The sequence below is a fragment of the Pseudomonas sp. FFPRI_1 genome, assembly GCF_055384485.1.
Map to the genome: position 1 here is coordinate 957,814 of NZ_AP029168.1, position 22,034 is coordinate 979,847.

Consider the following 22,034-nt stretch of genomic DNA (forward strand, 5'->3'; position numbering starts at 1 on the left):
GTTCCATGCCTGACTTGCTAGACCGTTACCCGCTGACGGCGGGTACCTACCACGAGTTGCTGGATGACCAGGGCGCGGTCCGGGCGCACTGGCAGCGCCTGCTCGAGCAGTTGCAACGCAGCAGCCCGGCGCAGTTGGCCCAGCGCCAGGCGCTGCTGACCCGGCAGATCCACGAGAACGGCGTCACCTATAACGTCTATGCCGACCCCAAGGGCGCCGACCGGCCCTGGGAGCTGGACCTGCTGCCCCACGTGATTCCAGCGGATGAGTGGCAGCGGCTGGCAGCGGGGATTGCCCAGCGCGCGCGCCTGCTCAACGCGGTGCTGGCAGACCTGTACGGCCCGCAGCGGTTGATCAGCGAAGGGCTGCTGCCGGCTGAGCTGGTGTTTGGCCACAACAACTTTCTCTGGCCGTGCCAGGGCATCCGGCCGCCGCAGGAAACCTTCCTGCACCTGTATGCGGTGGATCTGGCGCGTAGCCCCGATGGACGCTGGTGGGTCACCGCCGATCGTACCCAGGCGCCTTCCGGGGCCGGTTATGCCCTGGAGAACCGAATGATTGTGTCCCGGGCCTTCCCCGACCTGTACCGCGACCTGCAAGTGCAGCACCTGGCCGGGTTCTTTCGCACCCTGCAGGAAACCCTGGCCCGCCAGGCCCCCCGGGATGCCGAGGCGCCGCTGATCGTGCTGCTGACCCCGGGACGCTTCAACGAGAGCTATTTCGAACACCTGTACCTGGCGCGCCAATTGGGGTACCCACTGGTGGAGGGCGGTGACCTGACGGTGCGCGACGCCACGGTGTACCTCAAGACCCTCAGTGGCCTGCGTCGGGTGCACGCCATCATGCGGCGCCTGGACGACGATTTCTGCGATCCCCTGGAGTTGCGCACCGATTCGGCCCTGGGGGTTCCCGGCCTGCTGGATGCGGTGCGCCAGGGCCGGGTGCTGGTGGCCAATGCCCTGGGCTGTGGCGTGCTGGAGTCGCCCGGGCTGCTGGGCTTTCTGCCGAAAATCAGCCAGTACCTGCTGGGTGAAGAACTGCTCCTGCCGTCCATCGCCACCTGGTGGTGCGGCGAGGCGCCGGTGTTGCAACAGGCCCTGGAGGCACTTCCCGAGTTGCTGGTCAAGCCGGCCTTTGCGTCTCAGAGCTTCACCCCGGTGCTGGGGCGTGACCTGAATCCGGAGCAGCGCCGACGTCTCGCCGAGCGCATGCGTGCCCGGCCCTATGCCTATGTCGCCCAGGCGTTGCCGCAACTGTCCCAGGCTCCGGTCTGGCAAGCCGAAGAGGGTTGCTTGCAACCCCGGGCCATTGGCATGCGGGTGTATGCGGTGGCCTGCGAAGCAGGCTATCGGGTGTTGCCGGGCGGCCTGACCCGGGTCGCCGCCGATGCCGATGCCGAGGTGGTGTCGATGCAGCGTGGTGGGGCCAGCAAGGACACCTGGGTACTGGGAGAACGGGTGCCCAGCGGCGAGCAGTGGAAGGCCCAGCGCAGCATTGGCGTCTATGACCTGGTGCGCCGCGATCCCTACCTGCCGTCGCGGGTGGTGGAAAACCTGTTCTGGTTCGGTCGTTATTGCGAGCGCTGTGATGGCAGTGCACGGTTGCTGCGGATCATGCTGGCGCGCTACGTCGATGGCGATGACCCGCGCGCGCTGCTGGCGGCGGTGGACCTGGGGGAAAACCTGATGCTGCTGCCCGACGAAGGCGAATTGCCCGAGCGCCTGCTGCAGGCCCTGCTGGGTGAAGACTGGTCCTTCAGCCTGCGTTGCAACCTGCAGCGCCTGCAGTGGGCGGCGTCCCAGGTGCGTGGCAAGCTGTCCCGGGAAAACTGGCAGGCCCTGGTGGAGTTGCAGCGCGAGTCCCAGGAGCTGGACACCGCGCAACCGGACTTTGGTGAGCTGCTGGACTTCCTCAATCGCCTGGTGATGTCTCTGGCTGCGCTCTCGGGCTTTGCCCTGGACGACATGACCCGGGATGAAGGCTGGCGCTTCCTGATGATCGGCCGACGCATTGAACGCCTGCAGTTCCTGAGCAGCAGTCTGGCGGCGTTCCTGCGAGGCACCGCGGCTTTCGACCAGGCCAGCCTGGAATGGCTGCTGGAACTGGGCAACAGCAGCATCACTTATCGTTCGCGCTACCTGGCGGTGGCCCAGTTGATCCCGGTCCTCGACCTGTTGCTGCTGGATGAGCAGAACCCCCACGCGGTGCTGTTCCAGCTCAAGCTGGTGACCCGCACGCTGAAGCGCCTCAACGACGATTTTGGTGCGCCCCGGGAGCTGGCGCTGCCGAGGCTGGTGCAGCGCCTGGCGCATTTCGACCTGGGTTGCCTGGAGAACGCTCTGTTTGGCGAGGCCAGTGTCCGGGCCGCGCTGGAAGGGCTGGCGGAGCTGTTGGCGGAAATCGCCGAGGTCAGCGGTCAGGTTTCCGATCGCCTGGCCTTGCGGCACTTCGCCCATGTAGAGGGTGTCAGCCAGCAAACGGTGTCGGTCTGATGAGCGCGCGCTACCAGGTTTTCCACGACACCCACTACCGCTACGACAGCCCGGTGTCCCTGGCCCAGCAACTGGCCCACCTGTGGCCTCGGGCCTGCGCCTGGCAGCACTGCACCGAGCGCCAGTTGCTGATCAGCCCGCAGCCCACCTCCCGCCGCGATGAGCAGGACGTATTCGACAACCCGCTGACTCGCCTGGCGTTCGAGCGGCCCCATGACGAGTTGCAGGTCAATGCCCAGCTCAGTGTCGAGGTGCTGGAGCGGCCGGCCCTGGACTTCGCGGCGTCCCTGGCCTGGGACGCCGCCTGTGAGGCCCTGACCTACAGTGGCCGGCCGCTGTCCGTGGCCTTGTTGGAGGCTTGCCGCTTTCGTTTCGAATCGCCCTATGTGCACCTCAAGCAGCGTTTCGTCGAGTTCTGCGAGGGCTGCTTCCCTCCCGGGCGGCCCGTGTTGCAAGGGTGCCAGGCGCTGATGGAGCAGATTCACCGCGAGTTCACCTTCGATGCCGAGGCGACCCAGGTGGCCACTCCATTGGTAGAGGTCCTGGAACGCCGCCGCGGGGTATGCCAGGATTTCGCTCATCTGATGCTGGCCTGCCTGCGCTCGCGGGGGCTGGCGGCGCGGTATGTCAGTGGCTATCTGCTGACTCAGCCGCCGCCGGGGCAGCCACGGCTGATCGGCGCCGATGCCTCCCATGCCTGGGTCTCGGTGTTCTGTCCGGTGCTGGGCTGGGTGGACTTTGATCCCACCAACAATGTGCAGCCGGCGCTGGAGCACATCACCCTGGCCTGGGGCCGGGACTTTTCCGATGTCTCGCCGTTACGCGGGGTGATTCTTGGCGGTGGCAACCATGATCCGGAGGTCCGGGTGACTGTCATGCCCCTGGAGTGATCCGGGGCTTGCGGTGGCGCAGTGATAAACGATTGCACGGCTGCAACGACAGGTTGCAGGGCACAAGGGAGGCAGTGATGTTTGCAGTGTCGATCAAGGGCGTCTTGCAGTCCCCGGACGGTCGGGTGGTGCTGATGCTCAACGAGCGTGACGAGTGGGAATTGCCGGGCGGGCGGATCGAGGTGGGGGAGAGTGCCCCGCAGTGCCTGGCCCGGGAGATCGCCGAGGAGCTGGATCTGCAGGTGAGGGTGGGCGAGCCGCTGGATTCGTACCTGTTCGAGGTGATTCCCGGCAAGCGGGTGTTCATTTCAACCTACCGCTGCCAGTTGCAGGGCGGCTTCGAGCCGAAGGTCAGCCATGAGCACAAGGAGGTCGGCCTGTTCGCCGCCACCGGGTTGCCGGCCAATCTGCCCCAGGGGTATCGCGATTCGATTTTCAGGGCACTGGGCCTGAGCTGATGCTCAGGCCCCGCGCTGCTCAGGCCTGGGGCGCCTGATGCTCGGCGTCGTCGACGCCCACTTCACCTTCCGCATCCGGGCTCAGTGTGCCGGCTTCTTCTGCGGCGGCTTTCTTGCGTTGCAGCTTTTCCTCTTTCTTCTGTTCCTTGGCCAGGTCGCGTTGACGTTTGGCGAAGGAGTAGTTGGGTTTGGCCATGGGCGATCCTCTGGGGTCGAAGGTGAGGTTGAGCGGCGCGTATTCTGCCTGTTATCGGGCCTGGGTGGTTAGCTGGGTTTGCGCTCGGCCCATTTGTCCGGGACAGAGGGCTGCCAGGCGTCCAGGGCAGCCAGCAGGCTGGCGGGCGACTCGCTCATTTGCAGCATGTCACGGTGCGGGGCACGGACGAAGCCTTCGCCGACGATATGGTCGAGAAAACCACTGAGTTTTTCATAGAAGCCGTTCACTTCCAGGAGGCCCAGGGGCTTGTGGTGGTAGCCCAGTTGGCCCCAGGTCCAGACTTCGAACAGCTCTTCGAGGGTGCCGAGGCCACCAGGCAGGGCGATGAAGGCGTCGCTGAGTTCGGCCATGCGGGCCTTGCGGGCATGCATGCCGTCCACCACTTCCAGGCGGGTCAGGCCGCTGTGGCCGATTTCCTTGTCCTTCAGGCTTTGCGGGATGATCCCGATGACTTCACCGCCAGCCGCCAGGGCCGCGTCGGCGACGATGCCCATCAGGCCCACCGCGCCACCGCCATAGACCAGGGTCAGCTTGCGCTCGGCCAGGGCACGGCCCAGGGCCTGGGCGGCTTCACGGTAGGCGGGATTGGCACCGGTGCTGGCGCCACAGAATACACAGACAGAAGTTAACGACATGCCTTGCTCCGAGGTCATTGATGGCATCAGGGTAAAGGCTCCAAGGCGTGGCTCCAAGCATTAAACCGCAGTTGCATGGGTGCCACTGGCGCCACAGGCATAGGCGGCGAGCAGGCTCTGCAGCAGGCTGTTGAGGGGCATGGCGATGGCTCCGGCAGGGATGATGGGGCGATTCTAGGGCCGGGTTTGGACGCTGGCCGCTTGATTGTTTCGATCGGTCCGATAGCAGAGAGTTGTATACAATTTTTTGATGCAAATCATAGGAACTTGCGAGAAATTCAGGCAGTCTTCCGTCCCATGGATTCAGATGGATTTTGTTAACCCTGCCTTGGAGATTCACCATGTTTGCCAAACTCGTTGCGGTATCCCTGTTGACACTGGCCAGCAGCCAACTGATGGCTGCCGAATGCAAGGTCGATGTCGACTCTACCGACCAGATGTCCTTCAATACTAAGGAAATCACCATCGACAAGAGCTGCAAGACCTTCACCGTGAACCTGACCCACTCCGGCAGCCTGCCGAAGAACGTCATGGGCCATAACTGGGTCCTGAGCAAAACCGCAGACATGGCTGGCATCGCCACCGACGGCATGGCCGCCGGCATCGACAAGAACTACCTGAAGGAAGGTGACACCCGCGTCATCGCCCACACCAAGATCATCGGTGCCGGCGAGAAAGACTCGGTGACCTTCGACGTATCGAAGCTGACCGCGGGCGAAAGCTACGAGTTCTTCTGCTCGTTCCCAGGCCACAACTCGATGATGAAGGGCGCTATCGTCCTGAAGTAAGCATCAGGCCCGGCTGCAACAAGAAAGCGCCCCGAGGGGCGCTTTTTTGTGTGCATCCGTAGGAGCGGGCTTGCCCGCGAAGAGGTCCTGAGCCTTGTGCAGCATCAGGCTGCCTTTTCGCCGGCAAGCCGGCTCCTACAGCGCGAGGCGGGTCATGGGGCGAAGGGCATCACGCGTTTGTGCTGGGTCTTGCGGTAGGTGTCGCAGATGATCCTGAAGGCCTCATCGCGTACCGGGTGGCCGTGCAGGAAGGCGTCGATCTCGGTGTAGGTGACCCCGTGGGAGGCTTCGTCCGGCTTGCCCGGGGAGAGGTCCTCGAGGTCGGCGGTGGGCACCTTCTCTACCAAAGATTCCGGAGCACCGAAATACCGGGCGATGGAGCGCACCTGGTTTTTCACCAGCCCGCTCAGCGGCGCGAGGTCGCAGGCGCCATCACCGAACTTGGTGAAAAAGCCCATCACGGCCTCGGCGGCGTGGTCGGTGCCGATCACCAGGCCATGGGCGGCGCCGGCGATGGTGTACTGGGCGACCATGCGCATCCGCGCCTTGGTGTTGCCGAGGACGAAATCCCGGGACACCGCATGCTGTCCCTCGAAAGCCGCCACTTCATTGGCCAGGGCCTTGACCGCCGGGCCGATGTTCACCGTGTGGCGTTCATCGGGGTTGATGAAATCCACCGAAGCCTGGGCATCGTGCTCGTCGAATTGGGTTTCATAGGGCAGGCGCACGGCGATGAAACGGTAGCTGGCATCACCGCTGCGCTCGCGCAGTTCGCGCATGGCGCGTTGGGCCAGCAGGCCGGCGGTCAGCGAGTCGACGCCGCCGCTGATGCCCAGCACCAGGGACTTGAGCCCGGAATTGACCAGGCAATCCTGGATGAAGCGGATGCGCCGGGCGACTTCCGCCTCAAGGGCGGCGTGGTCGGAAAAAGGTGCTTGGACCTTGAGCTGCTGCGCAATCTCACGCTGTACGGCTTGCATGATTCACTCCTTGCCAGGTTGGGCTGGTACTTGGAAAACGTGGCGCAAGTAAGCGACGAAGTTCGGATCCTTGCAATGGGTCTTGCCCGCTTCATCGGAGATCTTGGCGACGGGCTGGCCATTGCAGGCAGCCATTTTAAGCACGATGCTCATCGGCTCGACACCGGGAATGTCACAGGTCAGGTTGGTGCCGATGCCGAAGCTGACATTGATCCGACCCCGCAGTGCACGGAAGATTTCCAGGGAACGGGGCAGGGTCAGGCTGTCGGAGAACACCAGGGTCTTGCTCATCGGCTCGATGCCCAGCTTGTGATAGTGGGCGATGGCCTTTTCCGCCCAGAGGATCGGGTCCCCGGAGTCGTGGCGCAGGCCGTCGAACAGCTTGGCGAAGAACAGGTCGAAGTCGCCGAGGAAGGCATCGGTGGTGATGCAGTCGGTCAGGGCGATGCCCAGCAGACCGCGGTATTCGCGGACCCAGCAATCGAGGGCGGCAATCTGGCTGTCGATCAGCCGTGGCCCGAGTTGCTGGTGGGCCATGATCCATTCGTGGGCCATGGTGCCCAGGGGCTTCATGTTCAGCTCGCGGGACAGGTGGACGTTGCTGGTGCCGACAAAACGCCCGGGGAAATCGTGCTTGAGCACGTTCACCACTTCTTCCTGGACCCGGTAGGAAAAGCGCCGGCGGGTGCCGAAATCCGCCACCTGCAGTTCGGACAACTCTTCACTGCTGGCGTTGGCGCTCAGCCAGTCGAACTTGCGGTACAGCTGTTCGCGGGCCTGTACCAGCAGCACTTCACGGTAGCGATAGCGGTTGCGCACTTCACTGATGATGGCCAGCATCGGCACTTCAAACAGGATCACGTGCAGCCAGGGGCCGCGCAGGCGGATGAACAGCTCGCCGTTCTCGATGCCGGTGTGCACGTAGCGCAGGTTGAAGCGGAACAACCCGAGAAAACGCAGGAAGTCCGGCTTGAGAAAACTGATGCGTTCGAGAAAACCCAGTTGGTCGGCGCTCAGGCTCAATTCCGCCAGGCGCTCGAACTGATAGCGGATCTCGGCCAGGTAGGGCCGTAGGTCCTCGCTGTTACGGCAACGAAACTCCCATTCCACTTCCACGTTGGGATAGTTGTGCAGCACCGCCTGCATCATGGTCAGTTTGTAGAAGTCGGTGTCGAGCAGGTTCTGCACGATGCGATCGGCAAACACACTCTCGCTCATAACGGGAATCTCCATGCTGGCCGCAACAGACAGCGGCGGCTTCAGCTCTTTCTGTGAAGGCGCTAGTGGCGCATAGACGCCCGGCGCTTTGCCAGTGTTTTTTCGTGGTGGGTGATTGTCCGGCCGTAGGAGCTGGCTCGCCAGCGAATCAACCTTCAACCTTGTGCAGGGCTCAAGGGCCTGTTCGCCGGCAAGCCGGCTCCTACGGGAGGGGAGAATCGTTGTGTTCCAGCATCCAGCGCACGAAGTCGCGGACCTTGGGAACCTCCGCCGAATGCTCGGGATAGGCCAGGTAGTAGGCGTCCTGGCTGGGCATCGCGTGTTTCCAGGCGATCACCAATTTGCCCTCGGCCAGCTCTTCCTCCACCAGGAACCGGGGCAGCAGCGCCACGCCGCAGCCGACCTGGGCCGCGCGGATGCACATATAGAAGGTCTCGAAGCGCGGGCCGTGGTAGCTGTGCTCGGTCTGGTAGCCCTGCTGGTCGAACCACTCGTGCCAGCCCTGGGGCCGCGAGGCGTTCTGCAGCAGCACCAGCTCGGTGAGTTGCCGCGGATCGGTCAAGGGCTCGGCAGGCAGGCTGTCGGGGGCGCACACCGCCACCAGTTCCTCGCTGAACAGTTTCAGGCTCTCGGTGCCGGGGCGCGAACCCTGGCCGAAGTAGAACGCCAGGTCGGCGTGGCCCTGGAGCAGCTCGTCCGGCTCCTGTTCGTTGCACAAGTCCAGATGGATGTGCGGGTGGCGCAGGCGCCAGCCCTTGAGCCTTGGCACCAGCCAGCGCGCGCCGAAGGTGTAGGGCGTGGACACCCGCAGCACCTCGGTCTCGCCGCCGTAGGAGCGCAGGTAATGGGTGGACATCTCCACCTGGGTGAGGATCTTGCGCACTTCCACCAGGTACAGGTCGCCGGCCGGGGTCAGTTGCAGGCGCCGGCGCACGCGGCGAAACAGCAGGTGCTGCAGCAGTTCTTCCAACTGCGCCACCTGTTTGCTCACGGCGCTCTGGGTGAGGTTGAGTTCCTCGGCGGCGCGGGTGAAGCTCAGGTGCCGGGTCACGGCTTCAAAGCACTGCAGGGCAGTGATCGACGGCAGGTAGCGTTTGTTCAGCATGGCTTGTCCTTGTTCTTATCGGTGCTGGAGGCCGGCTCAGCATGAATAAACGGAATGATATCTCGCTTAAAGGTCGTTTGTTGGCAAGTCTCGGGCCAGCTACAACTACAGGCCTTGATGGCCGTCGCAGCGGTCGGGATTTTTCGCATTCATCTGTAAGGAGTGACCCCCATGGTTGCCGCATTGCTTGATCGTCTGGGTGTGAACCCGGCTCTGTACCAGTCGGGCACACAGCCTGTGCATTCGCCCATCGACGGCAGCCGCATCGCCGCGGTGAACTGGCAGGGCGCTGCCGAAGTGGAGCAGCAGGTCAGTCGCGCAGAGCATGCATTTGCCCTGTGGCGCAAGGTGCCGGCACCGCGCCGTGGCGAGCTGGTGCGCCAGTTCGGCGAAGTGCTGCGCGAGTACAAGGCCGACCTCGGGGAACTGGTGTCCTGGGAAGCCGGCAAGATCACCCAGGAAGGCCTGGGGGAAGTGCAGGAGATGATCGACATCTGCGACTTCGCCGTCGGCCTGTCGCGCCAGCTCTACGGTCTGACCATCGCTTCCGAGCGCCCGGGCCACCACATGCGTGAAACCTGGCATCCGCTGGGCGTGGTCGGGGTCATCAGCGCCTTCAACTTCCCGGTGGCGGTCTGGGCCTGGAACACCACCCTGGCGCTGGTGTGCGGCAACCCGGTGATCTGGAAACCTTCGGAGAAGACCCCGCTCACCGCCCTGGCCTGCCAGGCGCTGCTGGAGCGTGTGCTGAAGAACTTCAGCGATGCCCCCGAGTACCTGAGCCAGGTGATCATCGGTGGCCGTGATGCCGGTGCCGCCCTGGTGGACGATCCGCGGGTCGCCCTGATCAGCGCCACCGGCAGCACCCGTATGGGCCGCGAAGTGGCGCCGAAAGTGGCCGCACGCTTTGCCCGCAGCATCCTCGAATTGGGGGGCAACAATGCCATGATCCTCGGCCCGAGCGCCGATCTGGACATGGCGGTGCGCGCCATCCTGTTCAGCGCCGTGGGTACCGCCGGCCAGCGTTGCACCACCCTGCGTCGCCTGATTGCCCACGAGTCGGTGAAAGAGGAAATCATCAGCCGCCTCAAGACGGCCTATTCCAAGGTGCGCATCGGTCACCCGCTGGAAGGCAACCTGATCGGCCCGCTGATCGACAAGCACAGTTTCGAGGCCATGCAGGATGCCCTGGAGCAGGCCCTGAGCGAGGGCGGCCGGGTCTTCGGTGGCCAGCGCCAGCTGCAGGACCAGTTCCCCAATGCCTACTACGTATCGCCGGCCATCGTTGAAATGCCCGAGCAGAGCGAGGTGGTGTGCAGCGAAACCTTCGCCCCGATCCTCTATGTGATTGGCTACAGCGACTTCGAAGAAGCCCTGCGCCTGAACAACGCCGTGCCCCAGGGCCTGTCCTCGTGCATCTTCACCACCGATGTGCGCGAAGCCGAGCAGTTCATGTCGGCGGTGGGCAGCGACTGCGGGATTGCCAACGTCAACATCGGCCCGAGCGGCGCCGAGATCGGCGGCGCCTTCGGCGGCGAGAAGGAAACCGGGGGCGGTCGCGAGTCCGGCTCCGATGCCTGGCGCGGCTACATGCGGCGCCAGACCAACACCGTCAACTACTCCCGGGAGCTGCCATTGGCCCAGGGCATCACCTTCGATTGAAGTTGTTCGCGAGCAAGCTGGCTCCTACAGGTCGGTTTGTAGGAGCCAGCTGGCTGGCGAATCGCGATCAGTGCGTTTCAGCGTCTGTGGTTCGTTGATTTCGGAGTCTGGCAATGGCGCTACAAGAACAATGTCTATGGGAAACACTCACCCCGCAACGGCCTGACAAGGCGCCACTCCAGGGCGAACTGACGGCGGATGTGTGCATCATCGGCGCCGGCTTCACCGGGCTGTCGGCCGCCGTGCATTTGCTGGAGCAGGGCAAGCGGGTCTGTGTGGTCGAAGCTCACCGCGCGGGGCACGGCGGCTCGGGGCGCAACGTCGGGCTAGTGAACGCCGGCATGTGGATCCCCCCGGACGAGATCGAGGCCGGTTTCGGCGAGCAGGTGGGCAGCCAGCTCAACCGCATGCTCGGCGCGGCGCCGGCTTTGGTGTTCAGCCTGGTGGACAAGTACCGCATCGATTGCCAGCTGCGCCGCGAAGGCACCTTGCACATGGCCCACAATGCCCGGGGCGAGGCCGATCTGCGCAGCCGTGAAGAACAATGGAAGCGTCGCGGGGCTCCCGTAGAGTTGCTGACCGGCGCGGCATGCGAGGCGGCCACCGGCACCCGCAAGATTGCCGCGGCCCTGCTCGACCGGCGGGCGGGGACCCTCAACCCCATGGCTTACGTCAGCGGCCTGGCCAGGGCCGCCACGGAAATGGGCGGGCGTCTGTTCGACCATTCCCCGGTCACCCGCCTGGAACGCCAGGGCCAGCGCTGGTCGGTGCAGACCGAGCAGGGCTCGGTACTGGCCGAACAAGTGGTGATCGCCTCCAACGCCTACACCGAAGGCGACTGGACCGAATTGCGCCGCAACTTTTTCCCCGGCTACTACTACCAGGTGGCTTCCGCGCCCCTGACCGAAGAAGCGGCGCAGCAGATCCTGCCCGGGGGCCAGGGCTCCTGGGATACCCGCCAGGTGCTCAGCAGCATTCGCCGGGATGCCGAGGGCCGCCTGCTGCTGGGCAGCCTGGGCAACGGCCGCCAGAAGCCCATGTGGTTCCTCAAGGCCTGGGCCGATCGGGTGCAGCAGCATTACTTCCCCTACCTCAAGCCGGTGCAGTGGGAATGCACCTGGACCGGCTGCATCGCCTTCACCCCCGACCACCTGATGCGCCTGTTCGAGCCGGCCCCGGGCCTGGTGGCCGTGACCGGTTACAACGGCCGTGGGGTGACCACCGGAACCGTGGTCGGCAAGGCCTTCGCCGACTACCTGTGCAACGGCGACCCCCAGGCCCTGCCGATCCCCTTCGCAGCCATGCAGCCCCTGGCCGGCGTGGGCTTGCGCAGTTGCCTGTACGAAGCCGGCTTCTCCCTCTACCACGCGGGCCAGTGCCTGCGAATCGTGATCTGAACAAGGAAATAATAGGCTGCCGACGACGCTTTTCGATGCAGCGACTAGCCTGTAATGGTGCGGCTCGTAGCAGTCCCGCACCAGCAGTGTGCAGTTCGGTGACGCGGGCTGTTACAGCAGGGTTGCACGTTGAATTGTGTCGCGGTTGCAATGATGGCACGCATGGGTTGCGCCCATTAAAAAGCAGGGTTTTACCTTCCGCGGTTTAGACGGTTGCACGCCCAATAAAAAAGGGCTCGAAACAGTCGAAATAACAATAAGACAGCGACTTTTTTCAGAATAAAAAACCACTGGCACGGCGCTTGCTCTGAGCAACCTTAGTGAAGTCGCAGTGCCAACTAAAAAAACCTTGGAGCACCACCTCATGTCCCAGACGTTTTACAAGAAAGGCTTTCTGGCCCTCGCAGTGGCAACTGCGCTGGGTGTTTCTGCGTTTGCTCAAGCCGACCTGAAGATCGGCGTAGCGGGTCCCATGACAGGCGCCAACGCGGCATTTGGCGAGCAGTACATGAAGGGTGCACAGGCAGCGGCTGACGAGATCAATGCCAAGGGTGGGGTCAACGGCGAGAAGATTGTCCTGGTGAAAGGCGACGACGCCTGCGAGCCGAAACAGGCCGTGGCCGTGGCCAACCGCCTGGTGGACCAGGACAAGGTGGCCGGGGTGGTCGGGCATTTCTGTTCTTCTTCGACCATTCCGGCTTCCGAGGTGTACAGCGATGCCGGGGTGATTGCCATCACTCCGGGCTCCACCAACCCCCAGGTCACCGAGCGCGGCCTCTCCGCGATGTTCCGCATGTGCGGGCGTGACGACCAGCAGGGCATCGTCGCCGGCGACTACATCGTCGACGTGCTCAAGGGCAAGAAAGTCGCGGTGCTGCACGACAAGGACACCTACGGCCAAGGCTTGGCGGATGCGACCAAGGCGCAGCTGACCAAGCGCGGTGTGACCCCGGTGCTGTATGAAGGCCTGACCCGTGGCGAGAAGGACTTCAGCGCCGTGGTGACCAAGATCCGCGCCGCCGGAGCCGATGTGGTGTATTTCGGCGGCTTGCATCCGGAAGCCGGCCCGCTGGTGCGCCAACTGCGTGAGCAGGGCCTGAAGGACGTCAAGTTCATGTCCGACGACGGCATCGTCACCGACGAGCTGGTGACCACCGCCGGTGGCCCGCAGTACGTCGACGGCGTATACATGACCTTCGGCGCCGACCCGCGCCTGCTGCCGGACAGCAAGGCGGTGGTGGATGCGTTCCGCAAGGCCGGCACCGAGCCTGAAGGCTACACCCTGTACGCCTACGCTTCGATCCAGGCCCTGGCCGCCGGCTTCGGCGGTGCCAAATCCAACAAGGGCGAAGACGCCGCCAAGTGGCTCAAGGCCAACCCGGTGAAAACCGTGATGGGCGAGAAGTCCTGGGACGCCAAGGGCGACCTGAAGATCTCCGACTACGTGGTCTACCAGTGGGACAAGGACGGCAAGTACCACCAGCTGGAAAAACAGAAGTGACATGAGTCCGTCCGGGTCGGCACCACCCCCTGGTGTCGGCCCGTGCTCGTGCAGTACTTGCCTTTTTTCGTAGAGCTGCACAACGGACGTGTTGCGCGGACGGGTGATCCCTGTCCGGCGTTGACGCCCTGTGCCGTCTCTCAAGTCCGTGAGATTGCGTTATGGATGGTATTTTCCTGCAGCAACTGATCAATGGACTGACCCTCGGGTCCGTCTATGGTCTGATCGCCATCGGCTACACAATGGTCTATGGCATCATCGGCATGATCAACTTCGCCCACGGCGAGGTTTACATGATTTCCGCCTACCTCGCGGCAATCAGTCTGGCTCTGCTGGCCTACTTCGGCATCGAATCCTTCCCGCTACTCATTCTCGGCACCCTGATCTTCACCGTGGTGGTGACGGGGATCTATGGCTGGGTCATCGAGCGCGTGGCCTACAAGCCCCTGCGCAACTCCACCCGGCTGGCACCGCTGATCAGTGCCATCGGTATTTCGCTGATCCTGCAGAACTACGCGCAGATCAGCCAGGGCGCCAAGCAGCAAGGGGTGCCTACCTTGCTGGCCGGGGCCTTGAAGGTCGATATCGGCACCGGCTTCGTGCAGCTCACCTACACCAAGATCTTCATCCTGGTGGCGGCGTTCGCCGGCATGGCGCTGCTCACCTACATCATCAAGTACACCAAGCTCGGGCGCATGTGCCGGGCCACCCAGCAAGACCGCAAGATGGCCTCGATCCTCGGGATCAACACCGACCGGGTGATTTCCTACGTGTTCGTCATCGGTGCCGCCATGGCGGCCCTGGCCGGCGTGCTGATCACCATGAACTACGGCACCTTCGACTTCTATGCCGGCTTCGTCATCGGCATCAAGGCGTTCACTGCCGCGGTGCTCGGCGGCATTGGCTCGCTGCCCGGGGCGATGCTCGGGGGGATCATCCTCGGCATCTCCGAATCGCTGTTTTCCGGCTTGATCAACTCCGACTACAAAGACGTGTTCAGTTTCTCGCTGCTGGTGCTGATTCTGATTTTCCGTCCCCAAGGCCTGCTGGGTCGCCCACTCGTGGCGAAGGTATAAGTATGTCTGCTGCCAATAAATCGATTGATATCAAAAAGAGCGTTGTCGACAGCGTCCTGGCCGGACTGATCTCGCTGATCGTGTTCGGGCCTATCGTGGGTGTGGTGCTCGACGGCTACAGCTTCAACCTGCAACCGGCGCGCGTCGGCTGGCTGGTGGCGATCGTGATGCTGGGGCGCTTCGCCCTGAGCCTGTTCCTGCAGACCCCCAAGGGCCTGAAGATTCTCCAGGGCTTCGAAAGCACCGGCTCCGGTGTGCATGTGCTCAAGCCGGATTACAAGTCGCGGCTGCGCTGGATCATCCCGGCGCTGATCGTGATCGCCATCGTGTTTCCGTTCTTCGCCAACAAGTACTTGCTGACCGTGGTGATCCTCGGCCTGATCTACGTGCTGCTGGGCCTGGGGCTGAACATTGTGGTGGGTCTGGCCGGGCTGCTGGACCTGGGTTACGTGGCGTTCTACGCCATCGGCGCCTATGGCCTGGCCCTGGGCTACCAGTACCTGGGGCTGGGCTTCTGGAGCGTGCTGCCCCTGGCGGCGATCGCCGCAGCCTTGGCGGGGTGCATATTGGGCTTCCCGGTGCTGCGCATGCATGGCGACTACCTGGCCATCGTGACCCTGGGTTTCGGCGAGATCATTCGCCTGGTGCTCAACAACTGGCTGTCCTTCACCGGCGGGCCCAACGGCATGCCGGTGCCGTCGCCGACCTTCTTCGGCCTGGAGTTCGGCCGCAAGGCCAAGGACGGCGGGGTGCCCTTCCATGAGTTCTTCGGCATGGACTACAACCCCAACCTGAAATTCCTGTTCATCTACATCGTGCTGTTCCTGGTGGTGTTGCTGGTGCTCTACATCAAGCACCGGCTGACCCGCATGCCGGTGGGCCGGGCCTGGGAAGCTTTGCGTGAAGACGAGATCGCCTGTCGCGCCATGGGCCTGAACCATGTGCTGGTGAAACTCTCGGCCTTCACCATCGGCGCCTCCACCGCCGGGCTGGCCGGGGTGTTCTTCGCCAGCTACCAGGGCTTCGTCAACCCGTCGTCCTTCACCTTCTTCGAGTCGGCACTGATCCTCGCCATCGTGGTATTGGGCGGTATGGGATCGACGGTCGGGGTGGTGATCGCGGCCTTCGTGCTGACGGTGGCGCCGGAGCTGCTGCGCAGCTTCTCCGAGTACCGGGTGCTGCTGTTCGGCGTGCTGATGGTGTTGATGATGATCTGGCGACCGCGAGGGCTGATCCGCATCAGCCGCACCGGTGTCACTCCACGCAAAGGTGCCCTGGCCGAGAGGAGCGCGTCATGAGCGAATACATTCTCTCGGTTGAAAACCTGATGATGCACTTCGGTGGCATCAAGGCCCTCAGTGACGTCAGCCTCAAGGTCAAGCGCAACTCGATCTTCGCCCTGATCGGCCCCAACGGGGCCGGCAAGACCACGGTGTTCAACTGCCTGACCGGTTTCTACAAGGCCTCCGGCGGGCGCATCGAGCTCAATACCCGCGGCCAGCAGACCAACGTCATCAAGCTGCTGGGCGAACCCTTTCGCGCCAGCGACTTCGTCTCGCCGAAAAGCTTCGCCAGCCGCCTGTACTACAAGATGTTCGGCGGTACCCACCTGGTGAACCGTGCCGGGCTGGCGCGGACTTTCCAGAACATTCGCCTGTTCAAGGAAATGTCCGTGGTGGAGAACCTGCTGGTGGCCCAGCACATGTGGGTCAACCGCAACCTGCTGGCCGGCATCCTCAATACCAAGGGTTACCGCAAGGCCGAAAGCGATGCCCTGGATCACGCCTTCTACTGGCTGGAAGTGGTGGACCTGGTGGACTGCGCCAACCGCCTGGCGGGCGAGCTTTCCTATGGCCAGCAACGGCGCCTGGAAATTGCCCGGGCCATGTGCACGCGGCCGCAGATCATCTGCCTCGACGAACCGGCTGCCGGCCTCAACCCCCAGGAAACCGAAGCGCTGAGCGCGATGATCCGGCTGCTGCGCGACGAGCACGATCTGACCGTGGTGCTGATTGAACATGACATGGGCATGGTGATGAGTATTTCCGACCATATCGTGGTGCTCGACCACGGCAACGTGATCGCCGAAGGCGGCCCCGAGGCAATCCGCAACGACCCGAAAGTGATCGCCGCCTACCTGGGTGCGGACGAAGAGGAACTGGTATGACGCAGACCATCCTCGAACTCAAGGACCTGGATGTGTACTACGGACCGATCCAGGCCCTGAAGAAAGTCTCGCTGCACATCAACGAAGGGGAAACCGTGAGCCTGATCGGCTCCAACGGTGCCGGCAAGTCGACCCTGCTGATGTCGATCTTCGGCCAGCCCCGGGCCGAGTCCGGGCAGATCCTCTACCGCGGCGTGGACATCACCCACAAGTCGTCCCACTACATTGCCTCCAACGGGATCGCCCAGTCCCCGGAGGGGCGCCGGGTGTTCCCCGACATGACAGTGGAAGAGAACCTGCTGATGGGCACCATCCCCATTGGCGACCAGTACGCCAGCGAGGACATGCAGCGCATGTTCGAGCTGTTCCCCAGGCTCAAGGAGCGGCGTACCCAGCGGGCCATGACCATGTCCGGCGGCGAGCAGCAGATGCTGGCCATTGCCCGGGCGCTGATGAGCCGGCCCAAGTTGCTGCTGCTGGACGAACCGAGCCTGGGCCTGGCGCCGATCGTGGTGAAACAGATCTTCGCCACCCTGCGTGAGCTGGCGGCCTCCGGCATGACCATCTTCCTGGTGGAGCAGAACGCCAACCATGCACTGAAGCTGTCGGACCGGGCCTATGTGATGGTCAACGGCGAGATCCGCCTCAGCGGTACCGGGCAGGAGCTGCTGGTCAACGAGGAGGTGCGCAACGCCTACCTGGGCGGCCACTGATCGCAATCGTTGTGGATAAGCCACGCCCCGGCGGGATGACCGCCGGGGCGTTGGTGTTATCCACAGCATGGTTTTTTCGCAAGCCGCCCCCCGCGATCCACCGTTTATTCCCCGGGGGCGGTCGAGGAGCCCTGGAGGGCGTCGGACAATTGTGGAAAACATTCTTTGCAAGCTATCAAAACGCGGCATAAAGACGCTGCAAACAGTTGTTTTTCCACTGTTTTGACTTGTCCCCGTTTGCTGTGGAGCGGGCTGTGGGTAACGTGGGAGTAGCTGGCTGGACGCCTTGATCCACGTGGCCTGCAGGCGATTGATTGTTTTTTGAACAGCGGTTTTTGTGGACGCTCAAGGTGCGCTTGTCAACCTTTTTATTGTCGCAGGCGTACCCGAAAAAGGGCTGGGACAAGGCTGTGGATAACTCTGTGGTTAAACTCTGGAAAGACGGCCCTGAGCAGCGTAGTTACTGGCCTCTGGCCTTATCGTCCTTGACCGCTCGGTCATCTTTTACCGGGGTGGCTGCATGGACCCACGGTCGGGGTCAAGCAAAAAACTTCCGTTGAACCAGCGCAAGCCCTGTGGATAGCGGCTTGCAGCCGTTTGCACTTGCCCCCAAAGACTGTGGACCGGCCTGTGGATAAGGTGCGCGCATATGGCTGCGGACCACGTCATGCGTGGCTTTGCGCCTGGTGAGCGTTTTTTGTACAGCCCGGCAGCGGGTGCGAGGGGGATTCGCGACGCTTTACGGCCAAAGGCGCGGTTGCCGCTAAGAGCCGGCCCGGGCATGCTGCGAAGCGTTTTTTATTGATTCGGCGGCTGGCCATCCAGCAAGGAGAACACCATGACTTCCACACTGTTCATCACGGGCGCGACCTCCGGTTTCGGCGAAGCCTGCGCTCGTCGTTTTGCCGAGGCCGGCTGGTCGCTGGTGCTTACCGGTCGTCGTGAGGAGCGTCTCAATGCCCTGTGCGCGGAGCTGTCCAAGCAGACCGAAGTGCACGGCCTGGTGCTCGATGTGCGGGACCGCAAGGCCATGGAGGCGGCAATCGCCAACCTGCCGCCGTCCTTCGGCACACTGCGTGGCCTGATCAACAATGCCGGCCTGGCCCTGGGCGTCGACCCGGCGCCCAAGTGCGATCTGGATGACTGGGACACCATGGTCGACACCAACATCAAGGGCCTGATGTACAGCACCCGCCTGCTGCTGCCACGGCTGATCGCCCACGGCCGCGGTGCCGGGATCGTCAACCTCGGTTCCATCGCCGGCAACTACCCATACCCGGGCAGCCACATCTATGGCGCGAGCAAGGCCTTCGTCAAACAGTTCTCCCTGAACCTGCGCTGCGACCTGCAGGGCACGGGCGTGCGGGTGACCAACATCGAGCCGGGCCTGTGTGAAAGCGAATTCTCCCTGGTGCGCTTTGCCGGCGACCAGGCGCGCTACGACGCCACCTACGCCGGTGCCGAACCTATCCAGCCCCAGGACATCGCCGAGACCATCTTCTGGGTCATGAACACTCCAGCCCATATCAACATCAACCGCCTTGAACTGATGCCAGTCAGCCAGACCTGGGCCGGGTTCGCCATCGAGCGCAACGCCAAGCCCTGAAGCTTGCGCGACGCCTGCAGCCCCGGCGGGATCCGCGCGGCCGGGCGCTGGCGCCGAGTGTTGCCCGGGGCCAAAAGGCGCTCTCGCCGGACCGGCGCCACGAAGCTCCGGCCCGGTGGCGACGGCTTGCCATCCACTGCGGATTGCAAGGCAATCGGGAAGCAGGCTTGGCGGCAGGCGCTACAGTTGGTTGTACTCGGAAATAAATAAGCTGATTCGTTTCAGCTTACGCTCAGCCTTGGCAGGGTAGAATTCCGGCCCGAAATTTCGCTGTCGCCTCACACGGGGCGCTGTCTTCGAAGTTCGCTAGGAGGAATCGTGAGTAACCGAGGTGAGCAGGCACTGCTCAAGCAATCCACCGTACTGATGTTCGCCGTGGCGATCGCCGGTATCGTCACGGGGTTCGTTTCCGGATCCCAGTCCATCCTGTTTGATGGATTCTTTTCGCTGATCGCCACCTTCATCAAGGTCCTGATGCTGATCACGGCCAAGTTGATCGCCAAGGAAAGCAACCAGCGCTTCCAGTTTGGTTTCTGGCACCTGGAACCCATGGTGCTGCTGATCGAAGGCAGCTTCCTGCTGCTGATCGCCATCTATGCGTTTCTCAACGGGGTGTTCGGCATCATCAACGGGGGCCGGGAGATCGAGTTGGGCCTGGTGATCCTCTACGCCGCAGTGTTCACGGTGGTGGAGTTCGCCTACTTCTTCTACGTGCGCCATCGCAACCGCACCCTCAAGTCGTCACTGATCCAGTTCGACAACATCAGCTGGCTGGTGGACGCGATGCTTTCGGTGGGGCTGCTGGTGAGCTTTGTCACCGCCCTGCTGCTCAAGCAGTACGGTCATGGCGAGTGGGCGGCCTATGTCGACCCGGCGATCCTGATCCTGCTGGCCCTGAGCATGCTGCCGCCGGCGTTGAAGATTCTCCGCCCGGCACTGCGCGATGTATTGGGCATGGCTCCTGACCAGCTTGATGACAAGGTGCGCACGGTCATGGAAGAGGCCAGGCAGGCGCATGGCTTCGACGATTACATTTCCTATGTGCAGAAGCACGGTCGGGCGCGTTTCATCGAGATCCATATCGTGCTGCCGGCGGACTATCCGTTGCAGGATGTGGCCACTCTGGACCGGTTGCGCGAGGAGATCTCCAGCCGGCTCGGTGAGGCCGATGCGGCCCGCTGGCTGACCATCAGCTTCACTGGCGACCGCAAGTGGATTGCCTGAGGCCTGAAGGCCTGGTGGCCGCTCGGTTGCTCAACCGAGCGGCCGGGGCCTGGCTCAGGCGAAGTACTGCGCCAGCCCGTGGTAACAGGTGAGCAGATGGTAGGGCGTGGTTGATGGCATGTCCCGCCGGCTGACTGCGCCGCTGGCATCCAGGCACTCGTTCCAGCCCCGGTCATGCAGGAAGTGGGTCTTCAGCGCCAGCAACTGGCGTTGCAGGGCTTCCTGGCTGTGGGGGCGCAGGGTCAGGGCGCGCAGGTATTCGGCCTGGGCCCAGATGCGTTGGGTGGCATCCAGGGGCGGCTGCGTCGGGGGCAGGGTGAGCATCGCGACCACTGCACCGCTGTGGGGGGCCACGCCTTGCTGTTCGGTGTAGGCGAAGGCTCGCTCCAGCGATGCATGCAGCGGGCTGCCCCGCAGTAAGGCTGAAGATTGCAGCAGGAAGAACCATTCGAACTGGTGCCCTGGTTCGAACCAGTTATCCACAGCCCCAAGGGGTTTCTCCAGCATCAGGCCCTGGTCCGGTTCGATGAAGTTGTCTTGCATTGCTTCGCACAGCCCCAGCAGGTCGGCTTGTACTTGCGCATCCTCGCGTACTGCCAGGGTTGCAAGGAAGGCCTCGGCCAGGTGCATCAGCGGGTTCTGCAGAGGGCCGGAGCCCAGGGGCGACCAGTCCTGTTCGAGGCTCGCCTCATACAGCCGGTCTGCGCTGGCAAAGCGCTGGGACACGACTTCCAGGGCGGCATTGAGCACCGACTCCACCAGCGGTTCGCGGACCTTGTCCCAGTAGTGGGCGCAGGCAAAGATGATGAACGCGTGGGTGTAGAGGTCCTTGCGCCGGTCCAGCGGAGCAGCTTGCGCGTCGATGCTGTAGAACCAGCCACCGTGCTCGGCATCGTGGAAGTGCCGTTGCAGGGAGCGGAACAGGGCGGCGGCGCGTTCGGCAGCGAAGGGGGCTGCCGGGTCGCCGATCAGTTGAGAAAAGACATACAACTGGCGCGCGCAAGCCATGGCCCGATAACGCTGTGGCGGCAGCGGTTGGTGCTCGCCGTCCAGGGCTTCGTAAGGCAATGCCAACTGCGGATTCCAGCCTGGACCCAGCCACAAGGGCACGATCACCTCTTGAAAATGCTGGTGCACGGCTCGAAACAGAGCCTTCGATTCAGGCGAGAAGGTGCGGTGGGCTACATCGGGCATTGGCTGGCGTCGTCACGGCAGGTTTGAATGCGCGACATGTTAACAGAGAAGGTCCCGGGGATTGCTTCCCCGGCACCGGCCGGCCAGCGCCGACTTGTTGCGCTGCACCGGCCGGCCCGAATGGCTCAGCCTGCCAGCAGCCACACACCGGCGGCGGCGGAGGCGGCGCCGGCTACGCGCACCAGTGGTGCGGCAGCCCGGGGCAGGACCCGCACCACACCGTAACCGGCGGCGTGCAGGGCGGCGGTGGCGGCGACAAAGCCTGCGGCGTAGGCCCAGGGGCTGGACATGTCCGGCAGCTCAAGGCCGTGGGCCACGCCATGGAACAGGGCAAACAGCGCGGTGGCGGCCACCGCCAGGCTCAACGGCGGGCGTACCGCCAGGGCCACGGCCAGGCCCAGGGCCAGGACAGAGGCGGCAATGCCGCTTTCCAGGGCCGGCAGGTTCAACCCCTCGAACCCCAGCAGGCCGCCGATCAGCATGGTGCCGACAAAGGTGCAGGGCAGCGCCCAGCGCGCCGCGCCTTGCTGCTGCGCGGCCCACAGGCCGACGGCAACCATGGCCAGCAGGTGGTCGAGACCGCCGATGGGGTGGCTGATGCCGGCCATCAGGCCATTGTCACCATGGCCCGGGTGGGCGAAGGCCAGGGCCGGGGTCAGCAGCAGGGCCAGGGCCCCGAGGATTCGGTTCAATGTCATGGGTGGGCTTCCT

Annotated in this window: 20 protein-coding genes; 13 read left to right on the forward strand and 7 right to left on the reverse strand. The window is 63.6% G+C overall.

Translation table 11 applies throughout. The features are described 5' to 3' along the window. Positions 1-5: 5 nt before the first annotated feature. The 3 genes from ACZ5BO_RS04225 to ACZ5BO_RS04235 all read left to right on the forward strand — a co-directional run bounded on the left by ACZ5BO_RS04225 (position 6) and on the right by ACZ5BO_RS04235 (position 3,840). Complete coding sequence (locus ACZ5BO_RS04225) at positions 6-2,492, forward strand: circularly permuted type 2 ATP-grasp protein (RefSeq protein ID WP_464698397.1); 2,487 nt, start codon at positions 6-8, stop codon at positions 2,490-2,492. After that, positions 2,492-3,382, forward strand: a complete 891-nt coding sequence (locus tag ACZ5BO_RS04230; protein ID WP_464698399.1) for a transglutaminase family protein — start codon at positions 2,492-2,494, stop codon at positions 3,380-3,382. Before ACZ5BO_RS04225 ends, ACZ5BO_RS04230 begins: the two co-directional genes overlap by 1 nt. A gap of 77 nt (positions 3,383-3,459) precedes the next feature. Next, the gene (locus ACZ5BO_RS04235) at positions 3,460-3,840 is read left to right on the forward strand and encodes an NUDIX hydrolase (protein ID WP_025130487.1); all 381 of its coding nucleotides are present in this window, start codon (positions 3,460-3,462) and stop codon (positions 3,838-3,840) included. Between the two features lie 19 nt (positions 3,841-3,859). Here the strand turns inward: ACZ5BO_RS04235 and ACZ5BO_RS04240 are convergent, their stop codons facing one another. Continuing rightward, on the reverse strand, positions 3,860-4,036 hold the full coding sequence (locus ACZ5BO_RS04240) for a hypothetical protein (protein ID WP_177330302.1): 177 nt from the start codon (positions 4,034-4,036) through the stop codon (positions 3,860-3,862). Between the two features lie 68 nt (positions 4,037-4,104). Beyond that, positions 4,105-4,692, reverse strand: a complete 588-nt coding sequence (locus ACZ5BO_RS04245; RefSeq protein ID WP_025130488.1) for an LOG family protein — start codon at positions 4,690-4,692, stop codon at positions 4,105-4,107. 341 nt (positions 4,693-5,033) lie between these two features. Between ACZ5BO_RS04245 and azu the strand changes: the two genes are divergently transcribed. Continuing rightward, entirely contained in the window at positions 5,034-5,480 is a 447-nt protein-coding gene (gene azu, locus ACZ5BO_RS04250) for an azurin (protein ID WP_025130489.1), read from the forward strand. Between the two features lie 152 nt (positions 5,481-5,632). Here azu and nadE read toward each other — a convergent pair whose 3' ends face one another. The 3 genes from nadE to ACZ5BO_RS04265 form a co-directional block, all read right to left on the reverse strand. Then, a complete protein-coding gene (gene nadE, locus ACZ5BO_RS04255) occupies positions 5,633-6,460 on the reverse strand; it encodes an ammonia-dependent NAD(+) synthetase (RefSeq protein ID WP_464698402.1) in 828 nt (275 codons plus the stop codon). A gap of 3 nt (positions 6,461-6,463) precedes the next feature. Beyond that, complete coding sequence (gene pncB / locus ACZ5BO_RS04260) at positions 6,464-7,678, reverse strand: nicotinate phosphoribosyltransferase (protein WP_025130491.1); 1,215 nt, start codon at positions 7,676-7,678, stop codon at positions 6,464-6,466. A 202-nt stretch (positions 7,679-7,880) separates the two neighbouring features. Then, positions 7,881-8,783, reverse strand: coding sequence for a LysR family transcriptional regulator (locus tag ACZ5BO_RS04265; protein ID WP_025130492.1), 903 nt, complete (start codon positions 8,781-8,783; stop codon positions 7,881-7,883). Between the two features lie 171 nt (positions 8,784-8,954). On the opposite strand from ACZ5BO_RS04265, the gene amaB reads away from it, so the two are divergent. The 9 genes from amaB to ACZ5BO_RS04310 all read left to right on the forward strand — a co-directional run bounded on the left by amaB (position 8,955) and on the right by ACZ5BO_RS04310 (position 20,129). Then, the gene (gene amaB, locus ACZ5BO_RS04270) at positions 8,955-10,445 is read left to right on the forward strand and encodes an L-piperidine-6-carboxylate dehydrogenase (RefSeq protein WP_464698405.1); all 1,491 of its coding nucleotides are present in this window, start codon (positions 8,955-8,957) and stop codon (positions 10,443-10,445) included. 113 nt (positions 10,446-10,558) lie between these two features. After that, positions 10,559-11,842, forward strand: a complete 1,284-nt coding sequence (gene amaA, locus ACZ5BO_RS04275) for an L-pipecolate oxidase (RefSeq protein WP_025130494.1) — start codon at positions 10,559-10,561, stop codon at positions 11,840-11,842. 364 nt (positions 11,843-12,206) lie between these two features. Next, a complete protein-coding gene (locus tag ACZ5BO_RS04280; RefSeq protein WP_025130495.1) occupies positions 12,207-13,343 on the forward strand; it encodes a branched-chain amino acid ABC transporter substrate-binding protein in 1,137 nt (378 codons plus the stop codon). A gap of 161 nt (positions 13,344-13,504) precedes the next feature. Continuing rightward, the gene (locus ACZ5BO_RS04285) at positions 13,505-14,419 is read left to right on the forward strand and encodes an ABC transporter permease subunit (protein WP_025130496.1); all 915 of its coding nucleotides are present in this window, start codon (positions 13,505-13,507) and stop codon (positions 14,417-14,419) included. A 2-nt stretch (positions 14,420-14,421) separates the two neighbouring features. After that, positions 14,422-15,717, forward strand: a complete 1,296-nt coding sequence (livM, locus tag ACZ5BO_RS04290; RefSeq protein ID WP_025130497.1) for a high-affinity branched-chain amino acid ABC transporter permease LivM — start codon at positions 14,422-14,424, stop codon at positions 15,715-15,717. Further along, a complete protein-coding gene (locus ACZ5BO_RS04295) occupies positions 15,714-16,586 on the forward strand; it encodes an ATP-binding cassette domain-containing protein (protein ID WP_025130498.1) in 873 nt (290 codons plus the stop codon). The genes livM and ACZ5BO_RS04295 overlap by 4 nt, the downstream gene beginning before the upstream one ends. Continuing rightward, positions 16,583-17,299: an ABC transporter ATP-binding protein gene (locus ACZ5BO_RS04300; RefSeq protein ID WP_025130499.1), complete on the forward strand. Its 717-nt coding sequence runs from the start codon at positions 16,583-16,585 to the stop codon at positions 17,297-17,299. The genes ACZ5BO_RS04295 and ACZ5BO_RS04300 overlap by 4 nt, the downstream gene beginning before the upstream one ends. 838 nt (positions 17,300-18,137) lie before the next feature. Continuing rightward, on the forward strand, positions 18,138-18,905 hold the full coding sequence (locus tag ACZ5BO_RS04305; RefSeq protein ID WP_025130500.1) for an SDR family oxidoreductase: 768 nt from the start codon (positions 18,138-18,140) through the stop codon (positions 18,903-18,905). A gap of 318 nt (positions 18,906-19,223) precedes the next feature. Further along, entirely contained in the window at positions 19,224-20,129 is a 906-nt protein-coding gene (locus ACZ5BO_RS04310) for a cation diffusion facilitator family transporter (RefSeq protein WP_025130501.1), read from the forward strand. Positions 20,130-20,183: 54 nt separating this feature from the next. Here ACZ5BO_RS04310 and ACZ5BO_RS04315 read toward each other — a convergent pair whose 3' ends face one another. Both ACZ5BO_RS04315 and ACZ5BO_RS04320 read right to left on the reverse strand, forming a co-directional pair. Next, a complete protein-coding gene (locus ACZ5BO_RS04315; RefSeq protein ID WP_464698410.1) occupies positions 20,184-21,323 on the reverse strand; it encodes an AGE family epimerase/isomerase in 1,140 nt (379 codons plus the stop codon). A 125-nt stretch (positions 21,324-21,448) separates the two neighbouring features. Continuing rightward, complete coding sequence (locus tag ACZ5BO_RS04320; RefSeq protein WP_025130503.1) at positions 21,449-22,021, reverse strand: HupE/UreJ family protein; 573 nt, start codon at positions 22,019-22,021, stop codon at positions 21,449-21,451. Positions 22,022-22,034 lie beyond the last annotated feature (13 nt).

Excerpts from the sequence above, each read along its gene's own strand:
- ACZ5BO_RS04305 (WP_025130500.1), top strand. The coding sequence starts at position 18,138 with ATGACTTCCACACTGTTCATCACGGGCGCGACCTCCGGTTTCGGCGAA.
- nadE (WP_464698402.1), bottom strand. The coding sequence starts at position 6,460 with ATGCAAGCCGTACAGCGTGAGATTGCGCAGCAGCTCAAGGTCCAAGCA.
- ACZ5BO_RS04295 (WP_025130498.1), top strand. The coding sequence starts at position 15,714 with ATGAGCGAATACATTCTCTCGGTTGAAAACCTGATGATGCACTTCGGT.
- pncB (WP_025130491.1), bottom strand. The coding sequence starts at position 7,678 with ATGAGCGAGAGTGTGTTTGCCGATCGCATCGTGCAGAACCTGCTCGAC.
- livM (WP_025130497.1), top strand. The coding sequence starts at position 14,422 with ATGTCTGCTGCCAATAAATCGATTGATATCAAAAAGAGCGTTGTCGAC.
- ACZ5BO_RS04235 (WP_025130487.1), top strand. The coding sequence starts at position 3,460 with ATGTTTGCAGTGTCGATCAAGGGCGTCTTGCAGTCCCCGGACGGTCGG.
- ACZ5BO_RS04285 (WP_025130496.1), top strand. The coding sequence starts at position 13,505 with ATGGATGGTATTTTCCTGCAGCAACTGATCAATGGACTGACCCTCGGG.
- amaB (WP_464698405.1), top strand. The coding sequence starts at position 8,955 with ATGGTTGCCGCATTGCTTGATCGTCTGGGTGTGAACCCGGCTCTGTAC.
- ACZ5BO_RS04230 (WP_464698399.1), top strand. The coding sequence starts at position 2,492 with ATGAGCGCGCGCTACCAGGTTTTCCACGACACCCACTACCGCTACGAC.
- azu (WP_025130489.1), top strand. The coding sequence starts at position 5,034 with ATGTTTGCCAAACTCGTTGCGGTATCCCTGTTGACACTGGCCAGCAGC.
- ACZ5BO_RS04320 (WP_025130503.1), bottom strand. The coding sequence starts at position 22,021 with ATGACATTGAACCGAATCCTCGGGGCCCTGGCCCTGCTGCTGACCCCG.
- ACZ5BO_RS04225 (WP_464698397.1), top strand. The coding sequence starts at position 6 with ATGCCTGACTTGCTAGACCGTTACCCGCTGACGGCGGGTACCTACCAC.
- ACZ5BO_RS04265 (WP_025130492.1), bottom strand. The coding sequence starts at position 8,783 with ATGCTGAACAAACGCTACCTGCCGTCGATCACTGCCCTGCAGTGCTTT.
- ACZ5BO_RS04245 (WP_025130488.1), bottom strand. The coding sequence starts at position 4,692 with ATGTCGTTAACTTCTGTCTGTGTATTCTGTGGCGCCAGCACCGGTGCC.
- amaA (WP_025130494.1), top strand. The coding sequence starts at position 10,559 with ATGGCGCTACAAGAACAATGTCTATGGGAAACACTCACCCCGCAACGG.
- ACZ5BO_RS04240 (WP_177330302.1), bottom strand. The coding sequence starts at position 4,036 with ATGGCCAAACCCAACTACTCCTTCGCCAAACGTCAACGCGACCTGGCC.
- ACZ5BO_RS04300 (WP_025130499.1), top strand. The coding sequence starts at position 16,583 with ATGACGCAGACCATCCTCGAACTCAAGGACCTGGATGTGTACTACGGA.
- ACZ5BO_RS04280 (WP_025130495.1), top strand. The coding sequence starts at position 12,207 with ATGTCCCAGACGTTTTACAAGAAAGGCTTTCTGGCCCTCGCAGTGGCA.
- ACZ5BO_RS04315 (WP_464698410.1), bottom strand. The coding sequence starts at position 21,323 with ATGCCCGATGTAGCCCACCGCACCTTCTCGCCTGAATCGAAGGCTCTG.